Source organism: Embleya sp. NBC_00888 (assembly GCF_045207655.1).
Classification (GTDB): domain Bacteria; phylum Actinomycetota; class Actinomycetes; order Streptomycetales; family Streptomycetaceae; genus Embleya.
The window spans coordinates 884,313-903,398 of sequence record NZ_CP108785.1 but is presented as its reverse complement, the minus strand read 5'-3'; the positions used below and the strand labels follow the sequence as shown (position 1 = coordinate 903,398).

The window sequence follows — 19,086 nt, the reverse complement described above, 5'->3', positions numbered from 1 at the left end:
GCGTCCTGTTCGGGTTCGGCACGTACCGTTGCGGGACGCGGTCACCAGCCGACGCGGACCGCCACCGGCCGGTGGTCGCTCCCGGAGGCCGGCAGCACCCATGAGCTCCGCGGCTCCACGCCCCGGGTGAGGATCTGGTCGATCCGTACCATCGGGAACTTCGCCGGCCAGCTGAAGCCGAAGCCGTTCCCGGCCGCGTCCTGGGCCGAGCGCAGCCGCGAGGTGATGCCGTCGAACGCACGGTCGTCCATGGTGCCGTTCATGTCGCCGACCAGAACCATCCGCTTGTTCTGCTCGGTGGCGACGGCCTTCGCCAGCGCCTCGGCGTTCCTGTTCCGGGTCTCCGTTCCGTAGCCTCCCCTGGGATTCACGCGTACGGATCCCAGATGGGCCACGTACACGGCCAGCGGCCCGTGGTCGGTGGCCACCGTGGCACGCAGCGCCCGGTTGTCGGCCGGCTCGACGGCGACCGGCTTGGACTCGCCCAGCGGCCCGACGTCCTGCGCGATATCGACCGGCCGGATGTCCGACAGCGGCAACTTGCTCCACAGTCCGACGGTGCCCTGCACCGAGTGGTACGGGTAGGCCGTCGCCAGCTCCTTCTCGTACACCGGCTTCGCCTGCGTCGCGATCTCCTCGAGGGCCAGCAGGCTCGCACCGGAGGCGGCCAGATCGCGGGCGGTGCCGGTGGGGTCGGGGTTGTCGGCATCGACGTTGTGGCTGACCACGGTGAGGTCGCCGCCCGGGCGCGACCTGTCGGTGAGCAGCCCGCCGAAGAGGCTCACCCACGTCACGACCGGCAGCAGCAGAGCGACCACCGCGACGGCGGACCGGCGCCACAGGGCCGCGGCGAGCAGCACCGGGACGAACACGCCGAACCATGGCAGGAAGGTCTCCACCAGGCTGCCGATGTTCCCGATCCGGTTCGGTATCTGCGCGTGCAGCGGCAGAAGCAGACCGAGCAGCAGCGCCGACGCCGCGAGCACTCGGCCGCGTTTCCACGGCCCCGGCCGGGACAGGCTGCCGATCGCCCGGTGGACGACCGAGCGCTTCTCGGTGGTTTCGGCGGATCGGGTGGTTGCGACACTCTCGACGCGCCCGTCCGCTTCGACCTGTTGCCGCGCGCCCGCGACGTCTTCTCCTACTTCACTCACTGATCCTTCACTCACTGATCAAGTTCCTCGACTGCTCGGCGGAATGCGGTGCTGGGACGGGCAGGTGAACGGTGATGCGCAGGCCGCCGTCTGCGCGCGGGGCGAGGGTGAGGGATCCGTCGTGTACGTGGACGATCCGCTGGACGATGGCCAGGCCGAGGCCGACCCCGGCGTGGTCGTTGTGGATGCGCCCGGTGCCGCGCTGGAACGGTTCGGTGAGGGTCGAGACCAACTGCGGGGAGAGTTTCTCGCCGCTGTTCTCGACGGTGAGTACCGCGCTCCCGGAGCGGACGCCGGCGCGGACCCACACGGAACCGGGTTCGGGCAGATTGTGCACGATGGCGTTGTGCACGAGGTTCGTCGTCATCTGCAGCAGCAGCGCCGGTGACCCGGAAGCCGTGGCGAGGTCACCGGAGGTGTCGATGGTGACCCCGTGCTTCTCGGCGAGTGGGAGCAGTGTCTCGGCGGCCTCTTCCGCGAGCAGGGACAGGTCGACGGGCTCCCGGGTGAAGGCCTGCTTGTCGGCGCGGCTGAGCACGAGCAGCGCCTCGGTGAGGTCGATTGCTCGGGCGTTGACGACGCGGAGGCGCTCGACGAGTTCGTCGACGTCGCGGTGCGGATCGTTGCGGGCCACGTCGAGAAGAGCGTGCGTGGTCGCCAGCGGAGTGCGCAGTTCGTGCGAGGCGTTGGCGGCGAACCTCTGCTGCTCGGCGACGTGTGCTTCGAGCCGCTCCAGCATGATGTCGAAGGCATCGGCGAGTTCGCGGAACTCGTCCCCGCGGCCCGGCAGCCGGATGCGGTGGGAGAGCGATCCGTTGGTGGCCCTGCGGGCGGCGTCCGTGATGTGGGTCAGCGGAGCGAGCATGCGGCCGGCGAGGATCCACCCGCCGACGAGACCGAACACGAGCAGGAACGCCAGTACCGCGGCCGCTCTGGGAGCGAAAACGTCCAGAAGCACGGACCGGACGGGAAAAACACCACCCTGGGGCCTGTCATCGGGATTGATGAGCATCGCGCGGTCGGGGACGTAACTCAGCAGGAACACCCACACCGCCGCCATCAGCAAGGCGCCGGCCAGCATGAGGAATCCGGCGTAGCTGAGGGTGAGCTTGACGCGAACGCTCACACCGGGCCGGCGGCTATCCACGGCCTTGCCCATCGTGTCCGGTGCCGGAGGCCGTGCCGATGCGATAGCCGACGCCTGGCACGGTGGCCATGATCCAGGGCTCACCGAGACGCTTGCGCAGGGCCGAGACGGTGATCCGTACGGCGTCGGTGAACGGGTCGGTGTTCTCGTCCCAGGCCCGCTCCAGCAGGTCCTCGGCGCTGACGACACCGCCTTCGGCGGCGACGAGGACTTCGAGTACGGCGAACTGCTTCCTGGTCAGCGCGACATGGCGGCCGTCGCGGTGGACCTCCCGGCGGAACGGGTCGAGCCGCGGACCCGCGATCTCCCGCACGGGCGGCCTGCTGTGCGCACGTCGGCGGTCGAGTGCTCTCAGCCCGAGGACGAGTTCTCGAAGCTCGAACGGCCTCGTGAGGTAGTCATCGGCGCCGATCTCGAACCCGGTGGCCTTGTGGTCGAGACGGTCGGCTGCGGTGAGCATGAGGATCGGCATGCCGCTGCCGGAGCCGACGATGCTCCTGGCGACCTCGTCACCCCTGGGCCCGGGAATGTCCCGATCGAGGACGGTGATGTCGTAGGTATCGATGCTCAGCAGCTCCAGCGCGGTGTCGCCGTCGCCTGCGATGTCCGCCGCAATGGCTTCCGGGCGCAGGCCGGCGCGGATGGCCTCTGCCAGATAGGGCTCGTCCTCGACGATCAACACACGCATGCTCCGAGGCTACGAGCTCGGAGATATTGTCATCGTATTGAAAACCGCAGACGGGACGGCGACCTGCCGCGGCCTCGACAACGGGCCACGACCTGCCAGGCGATTGTCGGCGACGGACCTTCCAACGGGACGATGCCGACCAACGCTCCGTTACCGCTCGCTCGCCCCGGTGAACTCGCCACGTGCTACTGCCTATTGCAACCAGAGTTCCCGGAGACGGGCGGTCTGGCACTCCACCCGTGCGTTGTCCGAACGCCCCCGGTATCCCGCCAGGCTCTGCAACTCCACGACGGTCTCGTCGACCAGCACGAGAACCGTCATGCTCGACGGACCGCCCTTGCCCGCGGCCGACTCGATGCGGATGTCGGCGATCTCCTCCCACGCGATCGACCGACTCGAGCCCATGCCCCGGTGGACCAACCCCTCGGGTGAGATCAGCACTCCACTGCGGGAGGCCTGCACGGCACACCAGAGCCCGACCGCGAGAAGACCCGCAGCCACGACGTAACTGCTGATGTGAGGAGACGTGAAGGTCGCGAGACCGGTGAAGGCGAGCACCGAGCCCAGTCCGACCTGATACCCCCGCCATGGACTGTGCAAAGTCTCCGGGACAACCGAACGACTCATTCCTGGGGCCCCTTCCCTTAGGGCGGGCGACCCGGGCGAGGGCCCGAGCCGCGATGAGACGGGAGAACATCGAGTGACGGCGTCCGCGCCATCATCCACTCGCGTATCTTCCCGACCGCGTCGATGATCGTCGGGGTGGGGGTCGTGACTGCACAGCCATGCCGTGATCATCCGGCGACCGGTGCGGCGGAGCATCAGCGGTAGTAGTCGGGGTGGCCCTGCATCCAGGTGTTGATCAGGTCCCGGGTGCGGATCAGCGAGGTCTGGTGCTTCTTCAGATTCTCGAAGGATCGGTCGCCGCGGAGTTCGGCGTCGAGCGCCTTGATCAGGGCGATCGGTTCGGGAAAGTCGCACCGACGCGGCTCGGCTACTGCGATGGCGGGTGCTTCGGGAAGACCTGTGGAGTGTGCCGTTGACTCGGGTGCAGTCGCGAGAAGCGGGAGCAGGCGTGCACGACGACGGGGCGTTTCTTCGGTTCGTCGGCACCCACCCGTCACGGGACCGGGCGAGACGGGACCGGGGTGGTCGAACCACCGCACTCCACAAGGTGATGCCGGCCGACCACGGCCCCCCGTCCGGGAGTTCGCCGCGGGGCGCTACCCTGCGTGGCCGGCGTCACCGCGTCGGCGGGGTGGGTGGCCCTGGGGAGGGGCCGCCGGGGGAGGGATCATGGAAACACGAAACACGTCGGTGGAAAACGCGAAACCGTGTCCGGACTGCGGGGCGGACATGCCGGTCGAGGCGCGGTTCGTGACGTGGTGCGCGCGCTGCGACTGGAACGTGGACCCCGGCGGCCGTGAACCCGGGTACGGGCGCATCGAGGAACTGCGCAGGCGTTCGGCACGCCTGCACGCGGAGCAGTTGTTCGCCGACGTACTGCGGGATTCGGCCGCCCGTCCTCGCCGTGACGGCTACGCCGTGCTCGCCTTCACCACCGCGCTCGCCGTGCACGGGATCACCCTCGGCCTCGCCGTCGGCGGCCTCCTGCTGGTCGTGCTCGGCTGGTCCACCGGGGTGCAACCGGTGCTCGGCGTCGTGCTGTTGCTCGCGGCGCTGACGCTGCGCCCGCGGCTGGGCGCCCTCGACAAGAACGTGTCGGCCCTGTATCGGGCCGACGCGCCGCAGCTGTTCGCCCTGATCGACGAGGTCGCGGCGGCCACCGACACGACCGGAGTGCACGTCGTCGAGGTCGACGCCGACGTCAACGCGAGCGTTCGAACCTTCGGCCTGCGGCAGCGCCGGGTCCTGCGTCTGGGGCTCGGCCTGTGGGAGATCCTCACCCCCAGGCAGCGCGTCGCGCTCCTGGGCCACGAACTCGCCCACTACGCGAACGGCGACAGCCGACACGGGCTCGTCGTGGGAAACGCCCTGCGTTCCCTGGACGGTTGGCGCTATCTGCTCGCCCCGAGCGGGAAGCGCGGGCCCGCCGGCCTGGTGGACATCGTGCTGTTCCCGCCCAGGGCCGCGGTGCACGGCATGCTGACCCTGCTCGACCACCTCACGCTGCGCGCCACTCAGCGCGCCGAATACCTCGCCGACCGGACCGCCGCGCGGGTCGCCTCGTCGGCGGCGGTCGTCGAACTCCTGGACCGGCTCCTGGTCGGAGGCTCGGTACGCACCGAACTGCACCGACGGGCGGTCGCGGCCAACACCCGAGGGCGACCCGGGACGCGGCGCGGCGAGACCGTCCCCGAACACACGTTGTGGGAGGACCTGGCCGCACACATCGCGCGAATCCCGGAACGGGAGTACGAACGACTGCGCCGGGTCGCGGCGCTGCGCGGACACAGTGTCGACGCGACCCACCCGCCCACCCGGCTGCGCCGGCGACACGCGCTCGAGGGCGAACGCTTCGAGGGGGTCGTCCCCGTCGACGAACGCATCTGGGCGGCGGTGGCGGCCGAACTCGCCGACGTCCGCGCCGCAACCGCACGCCGGATCATCCGCGATCGGGTGGACCGACCGGCGCCGTGACGACCCTGGGCTCGCTCAGGCTCCCCCTGCCTTCTCCGATATCCCGATCACCATCGCCGGTGATCCACGACGACCGCTGCGAAACCGCGGGAACGGGCGTAGGAGACCCCTGTTTGACTGCGACGCTGCCGTAGCGTCCCGGATCCCCTCGGGCCCGGCTGCCGGTCGATGGTGTCGCATGGGTTCTCGAAGGGGTGTGTGCCGGTGGCCCCTGGCCACCGGCGCGGACGGGGCCGGGGCCTCCGGTGTTCAGCGGGGTGGGGTGGGGTTGTGGTGTGCGGCGTCGATCCAGGGGGTCTCGGGGGCGATGCGCCACAACGCGGCGATCATGGCCTTGAGTTCGTGGGGCGGGCCGTCCCATGTCGTGGTGGTCCAGGCGATCGGCAGGCCGATGGCGTCGTCCATCCACCGACCGCCGCGCCGGGTGTCCAGGCCGGTCCGGCGGCGGTATTCCGGAGTGGCGACGACGCCGACCCAGTGGCTGCCGCCGCGCACCCGCCAGGAGACCACCGCCTCGACGTCCGCCCAGGCCACCACCCGCGGCCTGCGCCGCAGCGCCTGCGGCAGGGCGACGCCCTCGGCGTCCAGGCGCAGCGCCACCGGCCGGATCCAGGGCGTGGCCGCCGACGAACTGGTGCCGCGGCTGGTCCGCCGCCTCGCCGGCATCGACGTCGCGCGGCAACGGTCCGCCATGAGCGCGGGCGCCGTCGTCTGTGCCCTGGCCGAGTTGGGCGACCCGGCGGCCGTCGATGTGATCACCGACTTCGCCGGCGCCGCGGTCCGCCACGAGCAGTGGAGCACCGCGGCTGCGGCCCTGGACGCGCTCGCGTCCTTCGGCACCGAGGCCGCGCCGGCCGTGGGGGTGGTTCGTCCCCTGGCCGACGCACCGGACGTGCATGTGCGGGCGCTCGCGACCGCCGTTCTGTGGGCGCTCGAACGCGACCCGGCCGACGTCGTGCCCCGGCTGGAGAGGCTGCTCGACAGCGATCGAGACGACGAGGCGATCGATGTCCTCGGCCGGATCGGCCCGCCCGCCCGAGCCGTGCTGCCGCGGCTGCGAGCCATGTCCCGCGACGGACACGGGTGGGCCCGTGTCCACGCCGCAGCGGCGCTGTGGGACATCACAGGTGAGACCGAGGCCGACCTCGTCGTACACACGCTGTCGGCCGCCTGGGCGAAGAACGACGCGACCTCGAACCAGGTCCTGGCCTGCCTGAAGCGGATGGGACCGGCCGCCGCGCCGGTCCTGCCCCGCGAATCGAATGGGGTTCCGGGCACGTGCATCGCCCAGTCGGCTCTGCAACTGCGGACACGCGGGCGTCGATCGGTGGCGCCCGGTCCGCGGGAAACCGTCGATCGTCCTGCGTTTTGCGGTGGTTCTTGCACACGGGGTGAGACGAGGTGTTGCGAAACGCCGAAGCTTGTTGTCGGCGGCGTCGTGATCGGGTGTTCTCCGCTGGGCACGGCGTCTTGCACACCCCCCGTGCCGCGAACTCGCCGGGTGTGGGCGGACGTTCCCGGGAGAGCCAGTGCCGGTGCCCTTGTGCGCGTGTTGTCCGTGCCGTGCGGCAGCATGACGCCGGGAGGCCCGGGTCGAGGACGTGGGGGCCGGTGACGTTTCGGGGGAGTGTTCGTGCGGACGGTGTTCGAGGGTTCGGTGCGGGTGGCGTACTCGCAGATGTACGTTGACAGCCGCGTCCAAGGGGCGGCGATCGAGGGGGATCACCGGGCGGGGCAGGCGAACGGCTTGTGCGGCGCCGCGGTGGAGGGGTTCCTGTTCCTGGTCACCGGTATGCACACCGGCAGTGTGGGGCTGACCATCGAGGTCCACGACGGCCCGCCCGCGGTGGACGGGCGGTGGGAGGAGGTGGTCGAGGCCCCGTTCACCCCGCGGACCCGCACCGTGCGGCTCGCGCAGTGGGGCGATGCGGACGCGTGCGAGTTCGAACTCGATCCGGTCGACCATCGGGTGCGGTACTGCGCGGTGGGGATGGACGAGGCCGGCGCCCACGGCGTGGTGTCCATCGGTGAGCCGCCGGTGGACCGCTACCTGCTGCAGTTCTGGCCCGCGCCCGTGGAACCGGACCGCGTGGTCGGGCAGACGAGCGACGAGGCGGCGTACTGGCACAGGGTCGCCCGGGATCGACCACCGCCGCCGACGCCCCGGGAGCGGGCCGCGGCAGCGCGCGCGGCCCGGGAGGAAGAGGCCCGCGCGCGGGCGGAGCGTATCCGGGAGTACGAACTGCGCGAGTGGGCGGGCCGCTTGCCGACGGAGCGGTTGCGGCGGGTGGGCGGGAACGTGCACGGGATGCGCATGCTCGACGTGCACCTGGTCCACGCGATCGCGCGCGTCGACGACGGGACGCAGCGCGAGATCGCGCGCTGGGCGGCACATCGCGCCTATGCCCTGGCGGGGTTGGCCGACGTCGACTGGATCGCTCCCGCGTTGGCGGCGCTGCACGCGGGCCTGCCGCTGCCCGCGCCGTTCGACGATTCCGGTGAGCTGTGGCGGCGCCTGCTCGAAGACCCGAATGTTCCACGCACCACGATCACCCTCCCGAACGGCACCACCCACAACGCGCTCCAACAGGCTTTCGCCCTGCCGGCGTTGCTCGGCGCCGCCGAGCCGGACTCCCTGCAGGCCGCCCTCGACGCCCTGTGCGCCGCCGCGTACGCGCACGGCACCGACCACCGCGCCTTCCTGGACGAGGTCCGCGATACCTGGCCCGGGCTCGGTGTTGTACCACCCGCACCGCCGGAGTCGCCCCCGCCGCCATCCCCGTTCCTCCCGCCCTCCGCAGACGCATCCGGCGACACCGTCTCGGGCCGGCGGACTCCGGCCACCGAGGCGCGACCCACCGCTTCGGCGCCCGACCCGAAGGCCCCGGCCGCCCCGCCTGGACACCGCCCACCGACCACGCCTCCCGTCGCGGCCCCCACCGCACGGCGGCCGTCCGGCAAGGGCGTCGCGTCGCTGTTCCCGGCCTCCGGCCCCCGGCCCCGCCCCGCCGGCGCGGCCTCCTCGATGGACAGGGTTCGGATGGTCCTCGTCGCAAGGTCTTCGGACCGGCCCGCGGCTGCCGAGCCCGCCGCGGTGGACGGCCTGGCGGGCGTCCCGAACCAGGGCGTCGACCCCGACGGCGACGGCGAGGAGGAGCCTCACGACGTCGGCTGAACAGGGGAGCGGAATCCCTGTCGCTTCCTGCGCTCGTACTCGGCATGATCTCCCCGGCGGATACGCCGAGTTCGTCCATCGAAAGAGTCATGTCATGAACCGCGCGCGACGCGTCGGGCGTATCGGTGCCGGTGCCGTGACCGGACGCATCGTGGCCGTTGTCGTCGCGACAAGCACGGTCCTGGTGACGGCCGCGTGCACGCAGGCCCAGGATCGCCACCCCCGCGCGGAAGCGGCACGGGAGACCGGGAGGACACCGCCGGCACCGGGCCCCGACGCGGTCGGCCCCCCAACGGCGGGGGCGACGGCTCCCGGTTCTCCGACGGCCGGCACGGGTGCTCCCGCGCAAGGCGAGCCGCCGCCCGCATTGCCCGCCGTCGAGGACGCCCCGACGCCGGCCGGCGGAACCCGCGCCCCCGGCGGGACCGGTGATCCCGCGCATGCCCGCCCAGCCCTCCATCGCCGAGACCAACGCCGCGACCTGGAGTCCCTGGCCTATCGGGCGGCCGGGTGCGCGGGCCGCATCGTGGCGATCGAGGCAATCTGGGACGGCGACACCGTTCACGACTATTTCGTGCGGTTGCCGGCCATCACCGCCGACCCCGAGGGGGAGGCTCACATGGCCACCGTCTACCGGTCCACGGCCGGGCGGTACCTCGGCGAGGACGCGGGCCACCACCCGCGCCACCCGGCAGCGGTGGCCGCCGAGCGAGCCGGCGGTACCCTCGCCGCCCACCTTTCGGTTCCCTTCCACTTCGCCGGCCCGGACACCCCGGACGACGAGGCCTCCCGCCGGCGGTCCTGAGCGACGGCAGGGTCGTTTTCCGGACGCTTCGGCCCGTTGGACACGACGGTTGTCGATTACACTGCGGCCGGCGCTGCCACGTGCTCACGACGGACCTGTGCACAGTCCTGTCGCCGGCGCCGTCGTGGGGCGGGTCGCGGGTGGCCTCGCCTCGGTGTACGACACGTGTCAATTCACGTCGAGGTAACCGAAAAGCAGCCGATATTCAGCAATCGAGCCAAACATGCGCAGTCCGGTACCACTCGGGGGGCCCGTCTGTGTACGTTCGTGCTCGGCCCGGGCGCCCCACGGTGTTGCCCGGGCCGGGCAAGGCTCTTCACTGGAGGGCGGGCGCGTCCCGTCGGGCTTCGCACGGAAACGATCGCGGCCCGCGAGAAGGGACACGTCCGCCGGGGACATGAGAGGAAGCCTCATGACGGATATCGATCTCGGACAGGCATCGGACTGGGACGAGGGCGACACCCACGCCCGGATCAAGCTGCGGGAGAACCAGGTCTACCCGGGCACGGACAAGAAGGACGTGCTCATCAGCTCGCCGGTGAGCATCGAACTGTCGGTGAACACGAACTACTCCTCCTCCCAGGAGGCGGACAAGATCTACTTCACCACCCACCACGGATCCGCGAAGAAGATCATCGCCGTCCTGGACTCCGAGGGAAACCTGCACATCCGCGGCAAGGTGTTCACGGACCAGACGGACTTGTCGTACTAGGAAACGACACATCCGCCTCCGAGCCGACCACATCGGCACGGCACACGCGGCGACACACCGGCTCGCTCACCGACACCCGGCGACGTCGCCACCGATGAGGCCCGGGGAGGCATGAACCACACCGGGTGCGCACGCGTGCCCGAAGGGCCGTGGGGGTGGCGGCAGGGCCCGCCGCCACCCCCACCGTCCGCCCGCGACGGCCGGGAACGCTCGGCGCCTGGCATCCGTGCCGGTCCATCGTGATCACCATCACGATGATCGGGTCGCCGACGGTCGGCGACCGCCGAACACAACGGCCCCAGCCCGCGCGGCGGTTGCGATCGGGTGACTCCGGTGACCTGCGCGGGTCGCGCATGCGTTACCCGCAGGCAGCGCCCGCGCGGGGTCGTCGCGGCCGGGAGGACAGCGGCGGGCCACGCCCGGCCGGCGAATCCGTCTCCCGCCGTACACCGCACGCCGCACGGTCGGGATGCCACTCGTTCGAGTGGGTCTGGTCCGACACCGCTCCTGACCCGGCCCCTCGCGCCTGCACTGGTCGTTCGGGTTCACACCCGCCGCGCGTCACGCACCATGCCCTGGCCGCGCCGTGTTTTGTCTCAGGGCCGCACGGCGGGCGCCGGGTAGGTGGTGTTGGTGATGGAACTGTTGGCGTCGAAGCCGAGTCCGTCGTCGGCGACGAGGTGGGTGCCGTCGTAGCGGACCGGGCAGATGCGGTGGTAGCTGGTCCACAGGGCCCCCACGCACCCGGCGCCCACCGGCAGGTCGCGCGTGGTGGTCTCGGTCATGAGCATGCCGACGTCGGTCGTCGTGGCGTAGCCCAGTTGCTCGGCGAAGCCGATGTTGAGCTTGTTGGTGTCCTTGATGCCGAATCCCCGTTCGTACCCGCCGGTGATCGACGTCTGTTCGCTGAAGGTGTCGGCTTGCGACGCGTCGACGCCCAGGGTCACCTCCTGGGTGGGGTCGACATCCGTGGCGCCATTCTGGTTGTTCTCGAACAGGACCTGGTGGTAGCTGACCTGCCGGTCGACCCGGTAGAACGCCCCGCCGGCGACCTTCTGCTGCAGTGTGCGTTCGGATTCGGTGACGGCGGTGAACGGCAGGACGGTCGAGTAGTCCACCACCGCTTCGGTGAACGCCGGGGGTTGCGTGAATCCCGGCCCGGACACGACGGCACAGCGACGGTCGCCCGGCCGGCTCGCAGCAGCACGCGCTCGCCGCGAGTCGTCGCGGTCGCGCAAACGGCGTCCACGACGGTGGTCTTCCCGATCCCGCTCGATTCGGTACGAACCACGCTGCCACCGGCCGCGATCCGTGCCTCGACGGAGGTGAGTGGAGCCGCCCGGACTACCGATGGTGCTGTCGCCGGGCCTGCCGTTCCGGCCGGCCCGGCGACGTGGGCGGACATCGTCTGCTCCTGGCAGGTGTGGGAAGTCCCTTCCGAAACCTGGCCTTTGGGTGTGTCCGGCATCGATGCCGCCGGTGGGTGGCACCCGTTGTGTCGCCGCGGGGTTTGCGCGCCGGATCGCTCGCTCTACGACGTGCGGCTCGGCTCGGCCCGGCGCGGGAAACCGCGTCGGGCCGAGCCGAGCCTGGATCGGTACTGCCCTGGCCCACGCTGTGCGTGGAGGGCGTTGAGGCCGAGGAAGGCGGGCTATCCCCGGAACGTGGTCGTGGGAGATCGGGAAGGATCGTCGGGAGGTGATCCCGCCGGACTAGAAGGTGACCTTCCAGGAGTCGATCTTGCCGGTGTCGGCGGCGGCGACGTCCTGGACCTTCAGACGCCAGGTGCCGTTGGCGACTTCGCTGGAGGCGTCGACGGTGTAGGTCGTGATGATGTTGTCGGCGGAGTCGCTGCCGCTGGAGTTCTTGAGTCGGTAGGCGGTGCCGTCGGGGGCCACCAGGTCGACGGTCAGGTCGCCGCGCCAGGTGTGCTTGATGTCGACGCCGACCTTGAGGGTCGCCGGCGCGTTGCCCGCGACGCCGGTCACGGCGATGTCGCTGAACACGGCGCCGCCGTTGTCCGGGATCGCGACGTCGTTGGTGTTCTCGAACGTCTCACCGTCCGGGGGATCGACTCCCCCCAATTCGGATGCGCCCTGCGCGATGGCGGTGGCGAAGGTGCTCACCTCGGTGTACACGCCCGGTCGGCCCGGTCGGGCGCAGCCGACACCCCAACTCGTGATCCCGATCTGGATCCAGGCGTTTGCGGCGTCCTTGCGGAACATCGGCCCGCCCGAGTCGCCCTGGCACGTGTCCGTGCCGCCCTGCGGATACGCGGCGCAGATCTCGGCTGCCGGGATCAAGCCCGAGTACCCGGGCGACGCCTTGCATGTCGCGTCGGTCACGAACGGGACGTCGGCCTTGAGCAGATAGCGCTGCTGTCCGCCGCCCTCGACGGCGGCACCCCAACCGGCGATGGTGAAGGTGCCGTTGTCGTAGGTTTTGTTCGTGGCGATCTGCATGGTCGCAGCGCCGGGGATCGGGCTGGCAAGCTTGATCAGCGCCCAGTCACCGCCCGTGGGGGTGTCGTACGTGGGGGAGCTGAGCACCTCGACGGACGTGCGCTTGACAGCCGCCGGGCTGTTCAGGTCCACCACACCGTAGGTGGCCGTGATGCTCGAGTCGGGTCCGGATCCGTTGACGCAGTGCGCCGCTGTCAACACGATCTGGTCGGTGTACATGGTGCCGCCACAGCCCATGGACAGCCGTACCATCCAGGGGAATTCGCCCTGGGCGGCCGAGGTGCCACCGACGATGTGCGGTGTGACGTCGCCCGGGTTGGAGGGCGGCGGGGTGGGCGACGCGATCGTCTGCCCCGCGCCGCCGGCGGCGATCGCCGTCACGGCGGCGGAGACCACCAGGAGCCTCTTGATCAGAGAATGCCTACTCACCATTTTCTTCCTTTCGATCCGCATGGGGGAGCGCGTGGATCCGGAACCGGGTTGTAAAAGCCGGGGTGTGGAACCGAATGGACCCCGCGTCGCGACCGGGGAAACGCTTGTGGGAGCCACCCGGGGGGGGAGCGAACTCCGGGCGATGGAGCAGTGGTTCGGTGGAGCCGACGCACCGCGACGAGGGCACGGGTGTTGCCCGCGCTCGGTGCGAGGAAGTGGACGGCGCGGAGGGCGCGTACGGCGTGCGACGCGCACACCGTTCACGACTCGTACGGCCTGTCGTGGGTCCGGCCGGAAGGTGCCGGCAGGTGCTGGACGGTGACCTTCCCGGCGTGACCGTCGCCGGGGAGTTTCACCAGGTAGAGCGCCATGTCGACGGTCAGGATCCGTCGGACCTCGGTCGGGGTGGCGGTGATCAGCAGGCGGCCGTCCTCGACGCCGTCGACGAGGGATGCCCGCGGCGGCGACCGCGCTGCGCTGTTATGGGGTTTGGACCCCGAGGACGCCGTATTCCGCCGAGGTACGAGCGTCGGCCGACGACGGTGCCTTGTCGCCGACCGCGGGATTCGAGGTCACCGCGACCATCGCGAGAGCAGCGGTGAAGGCAGCGGTGACGACGGACAGGGTTTACGTCTCACACGGGTACCTCCTCACGAGGGCGCCGGATTTCGCCGGCGCCGGAGGGATGTGTTCCAGTGCGTGTCGACCGGAGACCGTCGGTAGTGGCCGCCGGTATCCGTCGCGATGGATCGGAATCGATGCACTGCGCCGCAGTACCCGACTCGGTGCGCGAGCCGCGCACACGCGGGGTGGTGTGGGTGCGCGGAGGGGCCGGCCGAAGGTCGGCCGGAAACGGCGTCGGGTCGCTCCGGGGGGAGTCTGACGAGCGAACCACGGATCAAGGTGCGGAGGGACGACCGCGCGTTGAACGGGAAACCGCGCTTGACTTCCGATTCCTGACGCCGGAGGTGCTTCGGGACGGGGGACGTGTTCGGTACGTGAAGTCGAGGGGTACCGCTACCAAACGCTAGCCATCGGTGACCCGGCGCGAATCGGGGAAAACCCTTGTCGTTCCCGAGCTGCGGCAGAGGGCCAGACGGGGGGAGTCGACCCGGGTCGGCCGGTGCGCGGGGCGCTGTGAGCTTGCTCCGCTTCGACCGACACCGTCGCTGTGGTGATCAGGTCGCGAGTGCGGCTTCGTATTCGATGGGGCTGCGGTGCCGAGGCTGCTGTGCAACGTGCGAACCACGCGCGTGGCGTTTTTCCGAGGGTGCTTTGCGATGCGGGTCCGGGACGCGCTCGGCCCGGTGTTCGACGATGAGATGTTCAGGTCGGCGTTCGGGTTCCGGGGGCCGTCCGGGTGTCTCGCCCGGGCAGCCGGCATTGGTCTGCATGCCGCAGTTCGCCGAGAACCCGACCGACCGCCAAGCGCGCATGCGGTGCGGGCCGGGATCGACCGGAAATACTTGCGGACCTCGAACTGGCGGACCCCCGCGTCGACTTCACCGTCCTGACCGGATTCCGTGACCGGCTCCTGACCCACGGCCTGGAGGAGAAGGTTCCGGACCTCCTGTCGGAACGGTCGGGGAGCTGAAACCGGTCGCGGCCGAGAGCCGGCAGCGCACCGATTCCACACATGTGCTCACGGCGGTAAGGGACTTGAACGCCCTGGAGTTCGTGGGTGAGACCCGGCGCGCCGCATGGGAGGCGATCGCCGTCCCGGCGCCCGAGTGGCTCGGCGTGTGGATGGATTCGTCCCGGCAGGACCGCTACGGAGCCCGGGTGGACTCCTGTCGCCTGCCGAGCGAGAAGGACAATGGATCCGAGCATGCCGGTCGGACGCGAGACGGCCGGCGGAGGTCCGGGCGAGCACCGCGCCGGGCGGCGGCTGTCGTGACGTCGATGCCGGTGCGTACGCACGTCGCCGCGACGTATTCGGTGCGGCCACCCGGGCAGGTCGAACGGGAAGCGGTGTTCGAAAAAGAGTCCTGCCTCGGGCAACGATCCGGCGCTGGTTGCCGTCAGAGAGGTGGTCGGATCGACGATCCGGCCGCCCGTGGGTCGCCGGGTTGCGACCCACGCGCATGTGAACTGCCGGCTTTGATGATCGGAAGAGACTCTCGATGACTTCGATGAACGCGGCGACTCCTTCACGCAGGCGCCGGCGGAGCAGGCGGACGATAGCGGCCGTCGTCGGTGCGGCGGCGGTGGTTGCCGTCGGCGGGGTGGCCTTCGCCTCCGGGAACTCGGGCTCGGGCAACGCGGCCAAGGCCGGGGCGGGCGTCCCCGCGACGTCGCGGGCGGCCGTGCCCGTGTCCGCCCAAGCCCCCGCGCCCGCTTCGGCCCCGCCCCGGGTGGTCGCGCCCGGACAGCGCATCACCGACGGGCTCGGCAACACCATCTGGCTGACAACCGACGGTCGACACGTGGTCACGACGCCGTTGGCACCGGGCGAGAAGGGTCCCGCCCAGGAACAGGCCAAGCAGGTCCTGAGCGACAACTTCGGGCGGGACTCGATCAACGCCCGTGTCTTCGGCGGTGGCGGGGGAGTCCTGTACACCGGTGCCTACCGCGGCTCGGGCGCGCTCGCCAAGGTCACGGTGGAGGTGGCCGGCGAGACCCTCGAAGCGCAGGTGGTCACGCTCGCCGGCACCCCGGGCTGGGCCGTGTATTACGTCGACGGCCCGGCCGTGAGGCGTGACAAGGAAACCCGCCAGGGCGCATCGCCCGTGATCACGGGTTACACGGCCGACGGCCGTGTCCTCGCCAAGTTGGCCCCGCCGGCCGCCGCGGGGAAGTAGACCACCGGGGCGGTAACGCCGCTCGCAGACACGCCGCAGGGGCCGGGGTGGCGCTCGACCCCTGCGGCCCGGCGCGGCGGCCGGACCCGCCGCCGGATCGGATTTCGTGAGGACTTGCTTGAATACCGTCGAGGAAGAGGACTTCGGGGCGTTCGTGACGAGCCGTTGGCCCGAGTTGCTGCGCATCGCGTACCTGCTCACCGGCGGCCATCACCACGACGCGGAGGACCTCGCGCAGAGCACGCTGGCCAAGGTGTACGCCAAGTGGCACCAGGTGCGGCGCAGCGACAACATCGACGGATACGTCCGCCGGATCATGGTGCACACCAACACCGACCGCTTTCGGCGGTTGCGCATCCGTGAGTGGGTCACGACCCGGATACCCGACACGCCCATCCCGGACGGGGTCGACCTGATGGGCGAGCGCCATGTGCTGATGACCGCGCTCGCGCGACTGCCCGCGAAGCAACGCGCGGCCGTGGTGCTGTGCTATTTCGAGGACATGTCGCAGGCCGAGATCGCGGCGGCGCTGGGGTGCAGACTGGGCACCGCGAAGAGCCAGGTCTCGCGGGGACTGGAGAAGCTGCGCAAGGACGGCGCGCTGCGCGACCTGCGACACGCGGGCACGAACAGCCGGGAGGAGGCCCGATGAACGACGAACAGCAACTGCGCGCCGGACTGCGGGAGTTCGCGGACCTCGTGCCCACGGGCCCTGCGCCGGTGGCCGAGCTGGTGCGGCGGGGTACGGCCATGCGCAGGCGTGGGCGTCTGGTGCGGGGTGCGATCGGCACGGCGGCCGTGGTGTGTTCGGTTCTCGTCGTGGTGGGACTCGGCCATCCGGGGGCGCAGCCCGGGCCGTCCACCACGCCGTTGCCGGCAGAGGTGTCACGGCCGCCTTCGACGCCCTCGATCGGATCGTCCCCCGGTACGCCGACCTCCCCTTCGTCCCCTTCGGTTCCACCCGTGCGTACGGTGGCACCCCGGGAGCGGGTCGTCACCGGAGGCGGCGAGGTGATGTGGTTGACGGCGCAGGGGCAGCACGTGATCGAGCGTCTGCCGGCGCCCGGCGAGACGTCGCCCGTGGTACCGGAGACGCGGAACGTTCTCGATGGCAACCAGGGGTTCGGCGTGATCAACGTTCGCACGTTCGGCCGGCGCGACGGAGCGCTGTACACCGGCGCCGTTCGCTATCGCGGCACGAGCGCGCCGGTGCGGGTCACGGTGGACGCCGCCGGCCGGACCTTCGACGCGCACGTGCTCACGCTCGGGGGCTCGCCCGGCTGGGCTGTGTACTACCTCGACGGCCCCGTCGTGCCGCGCAACGGGTCGAGTCTGCCCGTCGGCGGTGGAGGAGTGACGGTGGTTGCCTACGCGGCCGACGGAACGGTCCTGGCCACTGCCTCGGACACCGCGCCCAGAAGTTGATGACCGGACCGGGGCGAGGAGGCCGAAGGTGGACGGGGTCGGTGTGGGGAGACGAGGAGCCGCCGGCCACGCGCGACGCCGCTTCGCCGGATACCACACAGGGGGCCGGCCCCGCCCCGGCCGCGGGCCAACGACGACCCGCGACCGGTTCCGCAGGCGGTCGGGACGATTCTCTGCTACGAGTGCAGGAGTTGGACATCGGCGGAGGTGATGGGAATTACCTGGACGATGCCGGGCTTCAGGGGCTCCCATTGGTCGACCGGTGCCAGGTCGGGAATCGCCTCGGACGAGATGACCGTCATCTCAGGGGTCCGCAGCCGTTGCATCGTGAAGTACCGCGGCGACGCATTGTCTGGAGACGTCCAGTGGATGAGGTACGCCTCCCGTGAGTTCACGGCAATGGCATTTCCCGAGGTGCCGCCGGGCGGGATCGCGTCCAGTAGTCGAAGAGCCTGCTCGGCGTCGATGGTGTGGGCGCCGGCGGGGATCACGTAGTCGAAGTACTCACGCGAGTCGAACGTCGACGACTCCATGCCCAGCAAGGTGTGCACTGTGGGCAGGAAGCCGTTGTGCATGAAGTACCAAGGGAGTTCGTCGTTCCGGAACAGGGGATGGGTGTACTGGATTCCGTGGTTCTCCGGTAGTGTCGCGTTCCGCGCGTGGATCGCGAGGAAGTCCGTCGTCAGGTTCGGGACGGGTGACTCCCGCCAGCTCTCCGCGAGGGGACGGATGTCTCTGTGCACGCCGAGACCGTGCTCGGCCCCGTCCTCGCGCCACACCGCACCCCAGCCGTGGGGGTGGACGTGCACGGGCCCGTCGTGGTCGGCCGTGCGACCGCAGCTCATGCCGACGGCGGCCTCCAGGATGTCCCGAGCCGGGAAGCGGCCCTGAGCCAGAATGAAACGGCACATGGCAGGAATCAGCCTCGAATCTTGGGGTGAAGAGTGGTTGCGGAAGGACGCGGACGTCTGTCGTGCTGTCGCCCACGACGATGGGCCGTTGCTTCGTCGCGTCGTGCCGCGCCGGATCGACGGCGAGCGACTCCGGGTCCATGCCGCCGTCGAAGCCGGCGCCGCGCTCGACGACCGGCACGGCCACGCGCTGCGAGGACGGAGGCTGGGCGAAAATCCGGGACGGTCTGACCACTTCGCGCCGATTCCCGGTTCCCGATTCTCGGTTCCCGAGGACGCGCCACTTGCGGTCTCCGTGATGACGATCAGCCGGCGGTCATGCCCCCATCGACGGCGATGGCCTGCCCGGTCATGCACGAGGATGCCTCGGAGAAGAGCCACACGGTCGTCTCGCCGACGTCCCGGGGCATGAGCATCACCCCGGTCGGGTGCGGCGCCGCGGACTCGGTCTCGGTGAACACGCCCGCCTCGATCGCGTGGTCGAGCATCGCCGTGCGCACGACTCCGGGATACACGGCATTGACCCGGAATGGGGCCCGGAGCGGTCGTCGGGGACGGAGAAGGGCGCGCGACCCGGACTGCCTTGGGGACCACGGCAGTCCGGGGACGGAGAAGGGCGTGCGACCCGGACTGCCTTGGGGACCACGGCGAGTAACGCTTGACACTCGGAGCCTTTTCGTTCGCTGTCCGCTCGGGCGGACACGATCACCTTGGGGAAGGGAGTTGCGCCGTGGGTCGGATCTGCGCGCTCGTTGCCGCAGACCCGGAAGCCG

Annotated in this window: 18 protein-coding genes and 1 pseudogene; 8 read left to right on the top strand and 11 right to left on the bottom strand. The window is 70.6% G+C overall.

What is annotated here, in order from left to right:
• Nucleotides 1–41: 41 nt before the first annotated feature.
• From OG948_RS38115 to OG948_RS38095, 5 genes are all read right to left on the bottom strand, one after another.
• A complete protein-coding gene (locus OG948_RS38115) occupies nt 42–1,028 on the bottom strand; it encodes an endonuclease/exonuclease/phosphatase family protein (protein ID WP_331773433.1) in 987 nt (328 codons plus the stop codon).
• Nucleotides 1,029–1,161: 133 nt separating this feature from the next.
• On the bottom strand, nt 1,162–2,313 hold the full coding sequence (locus OG948_RS38110; protein ID WP_406300527.1) for a sensor histidine kinase: 1,152 nt from the start codon (nt 2,311–2,313) through the stop codon (nt 1,162–1,164).
• Nucleotides 2,294–2,989: a response regulator transcription factor gene (locus tag OG948_RS38105; protein WP_331769553.1), complete on the bottom strand. Its 696-nt coding sequence runs from the start codon at nt 2,987–2,989 to the stop codon at nt 2,294–2,296. The genes OG948_RS38110 and OG948_RS38105 overlap by 20 nt, the downstream gene beginning before the upstream one ends.
• Nucleotides 2,990–3,181: 192 nt before the next feature.
• The gene (locus tag OG948_RS38100) at nt 3,182–3,616 is read right to left on the bottom strand and encodes a PH domain-containing protein (protein ID WP_331769552.1); all 435 of its coding nucleotides are present in this window, start codon (nt 3,614–3,616) and stop codon (nt 3,182–3,184) included.
• Between the two features lie 194 nt (nt 3,617–3,810).
• A complete protein-coding gene (locus OG948_RS38095) occupies nt 3,811–4,113 on the bottom strand; it encodes a hypothetical protein (RefSeq protein WP_331769551.1) in 303 nt (100 codons plus the stop codon).
• Nucleotides 4,114–4,285: 172 nt separating this feature from the next.
• Here OG948_RS38095 and OG948_RS38090 point away from each other — a divergent pair, with 172 nt between their 5' ends.
• Nucleotides 4,286–5,590, top strand: coding sequence for a M48 family metallopeptidase (locus tag OG948_RS38090; protein WP_331769550.1), 1,305 nt, complete (start codon nt 4,286–4,288; stop codon nt 5,588–5,590).
• Nucleotides 5,591–5,839: 249 nt separating this feature from the next.
• Here OG948_RS38090 and OG948_RS38085 read toward each other — a convergent pair whose 3' ends face one another.
• On the bottom strand, nt 5,840–6,190 hold the full coding sequence (locus OG948_RS38085; protein WP_331769549.1) for a hypothetical protein: 351 nt from the start codon (nt 6,188–6,190) through the stop codon (nt 5,840–5,842).
• Between the two features lie 16 nt (nt 6,191–6,206).
• On the opposite strand from OG948_RS38085, the gene OG948_RS38080 reads away from it, so the two are divergent.
• The 4 genes from OG948_RS38080 (at nt 6,207) to OG948_RS38065 (ending at nt 10,282) form a co-directional block, all read left to right on the top strand.
• Nucleotides 6,207–7,205 carry a hypothetical protein gene (locus OG948_RS38080; RefSeq protein ID WP_331769548.1) on the top strand — a complete coding sequence of 333 codons (999 nt, stop codon included), beginning with the start codon at nt 6,207–6,209 and terminating at the stop codon, nt 7,203–7,205.
• Between the two features lie 18 nt (nt 7,206–7,223).
• Complete coding sequence (locus tag OG948_RS38075; protein WP_331769547.1) at nt 7,224–8,765, top strand: hypothetical protein; 1,542 nt, start codon at nt 7,224–7,226, stop codon at nt 8,763–8,765.
• A 367-nt stretch (nt 8,766–9,132) separates the two neighbouring features.
• Nucleotides 9,133–9,570, top strand: coding sequence for a hypothetical protein (locus tag OG948_RS38070; protein ID WP_406300526.1), 438 nt, complete (start codon nt 9,133–9,135; stop codon nt 9,568–9,570).
• A gap of 412 nt (nt 9,571–9,982) precedes the next feature.
• Nucleotides 9,983–10,282, top strand: a complete 300-nt coding sequence (locus tag OG948_RS38065; protein ID WP_331769545.1) for a DUF6342 family protein — start codon at nt 9,983–9,985, stop codon at nt 10,280–10,282.
• A 596-nt stretch (nt 10,283–10,878) separates the two neighbouring features.
• Here the strand turns inward: OG948_RS38065 and OG948_RS38060 are convergent.
• The 3 genes and pseudogenes from OG948_RS38060 to OG948_RS38050 all read right to left on the bottom strand — a co-directional run.
• Nucleotides 10,879–11,400, bottom strand: coding sequence for a hypothetical protein (locus OG948_RS38060; protein WP_406300525.1), 522 nt, complete (start codon nt 11,398–11,400; stop codon nt 10,879–10,881).
• Nucleotides 11,401–11,994: 594 nt separating this feature from the next.
• The gene (locus tag OG948_RS38055; RefSeq protein WP_331773431.1) at nt 11,995–12,270 is read right to left on the bottom strand and encodes a proprotein convertase P-domain-containing protein; all 276 of its coding nucleotides are present in this window, start codon (nt 12,268–12,270) and stop codon (nt 11,995–11,997) included.
• Between the two features lie 93 nt (nt 12,271–12,363).
• Nucleotides 12,364–13,176 (bottom strand): annotated as a pseudogene (locus OG948_RS38050) (S1 family peptidase); the annotation flags it as partial.
• Between the two features lie 2,225 nt (nt 13,177–15,401).
• Between OG948_RS38050 and OG948_RS38045 the strand changes: the two are divergent.
• The 3 genes from OG948_RS38045 (at nt 15,402) to OG948_RS38035 (ending at nt 17,402) form a co-directional block, all read left to right on the top strand.
• The gene (locus OG948_RS38045; protein ID WP_406300524.1) at nt 15,402–15,977 is read left to right on the top strand and encodes a hypothetical protein; all 576 of its coding nucleotides are present in this window, start codon (nt 15,402–15,404) and stop codon (nt 15,975–15,977) included.
• A gap of 118 nt (nt 15,978–16,095) precedes the next feature.
• Nucleotides 16,096–16,629, top strand: coding sequence for a SigE family RNA polymerase sigma factor (locus tag OG948_RS38040; protein ID WP_331769542.1), 534 nt, complete (start codon nt 16,096–16,098; stop codon nt 16,627–16,629).
• Entirely contained in the window at nt 16,626–17,402 is a 777-nt protein-coding gene (locus OG948_RS38035) for a hypothetical protein (protein WP_331769541.1), read from the top strand. The genes OG948_RS38040 and OG948_RS38035 overlap by 4 nt, the downstream gene beginning before the upstream one ends.
• Before the next feature lie 176 nt (nt 17,403–17,578).
• On the opposite strand, the gene OG948_RS38030 is transcribed toward OG948_RS38035, so the two are convergent.
• Together OG948_RS38030 and OG948_RS38025 are read right to left on the bottom strand one after the other, a co-directional pair.
• Nucleotides 17,579–18,313: a hypothetical protein gene (locus tag OG948_RS38030; RefSeq protein WP_331769540.1), complete on the bottom strand. Its 735-nt coding sequence runs from the start codon at nt 18,311–18,313 to the stop codon at nt 17,579–17,581.
• A gap of 305 nt (nt 18,314–18,618) precedes the next feature.
• Nucleotides 18,619–18,978, bottom strand: coding sequence for an SDR family oxidoreductase (locus tag OG948_RS38025; RefSeq protein WP_331769539.1), 360 nt, complete (start codon nt 18,976–18,978; stop codon nt 18,619–18,621).
• Nucleotides 18,979–19,086: the final 108 nt, after the last annotated feature.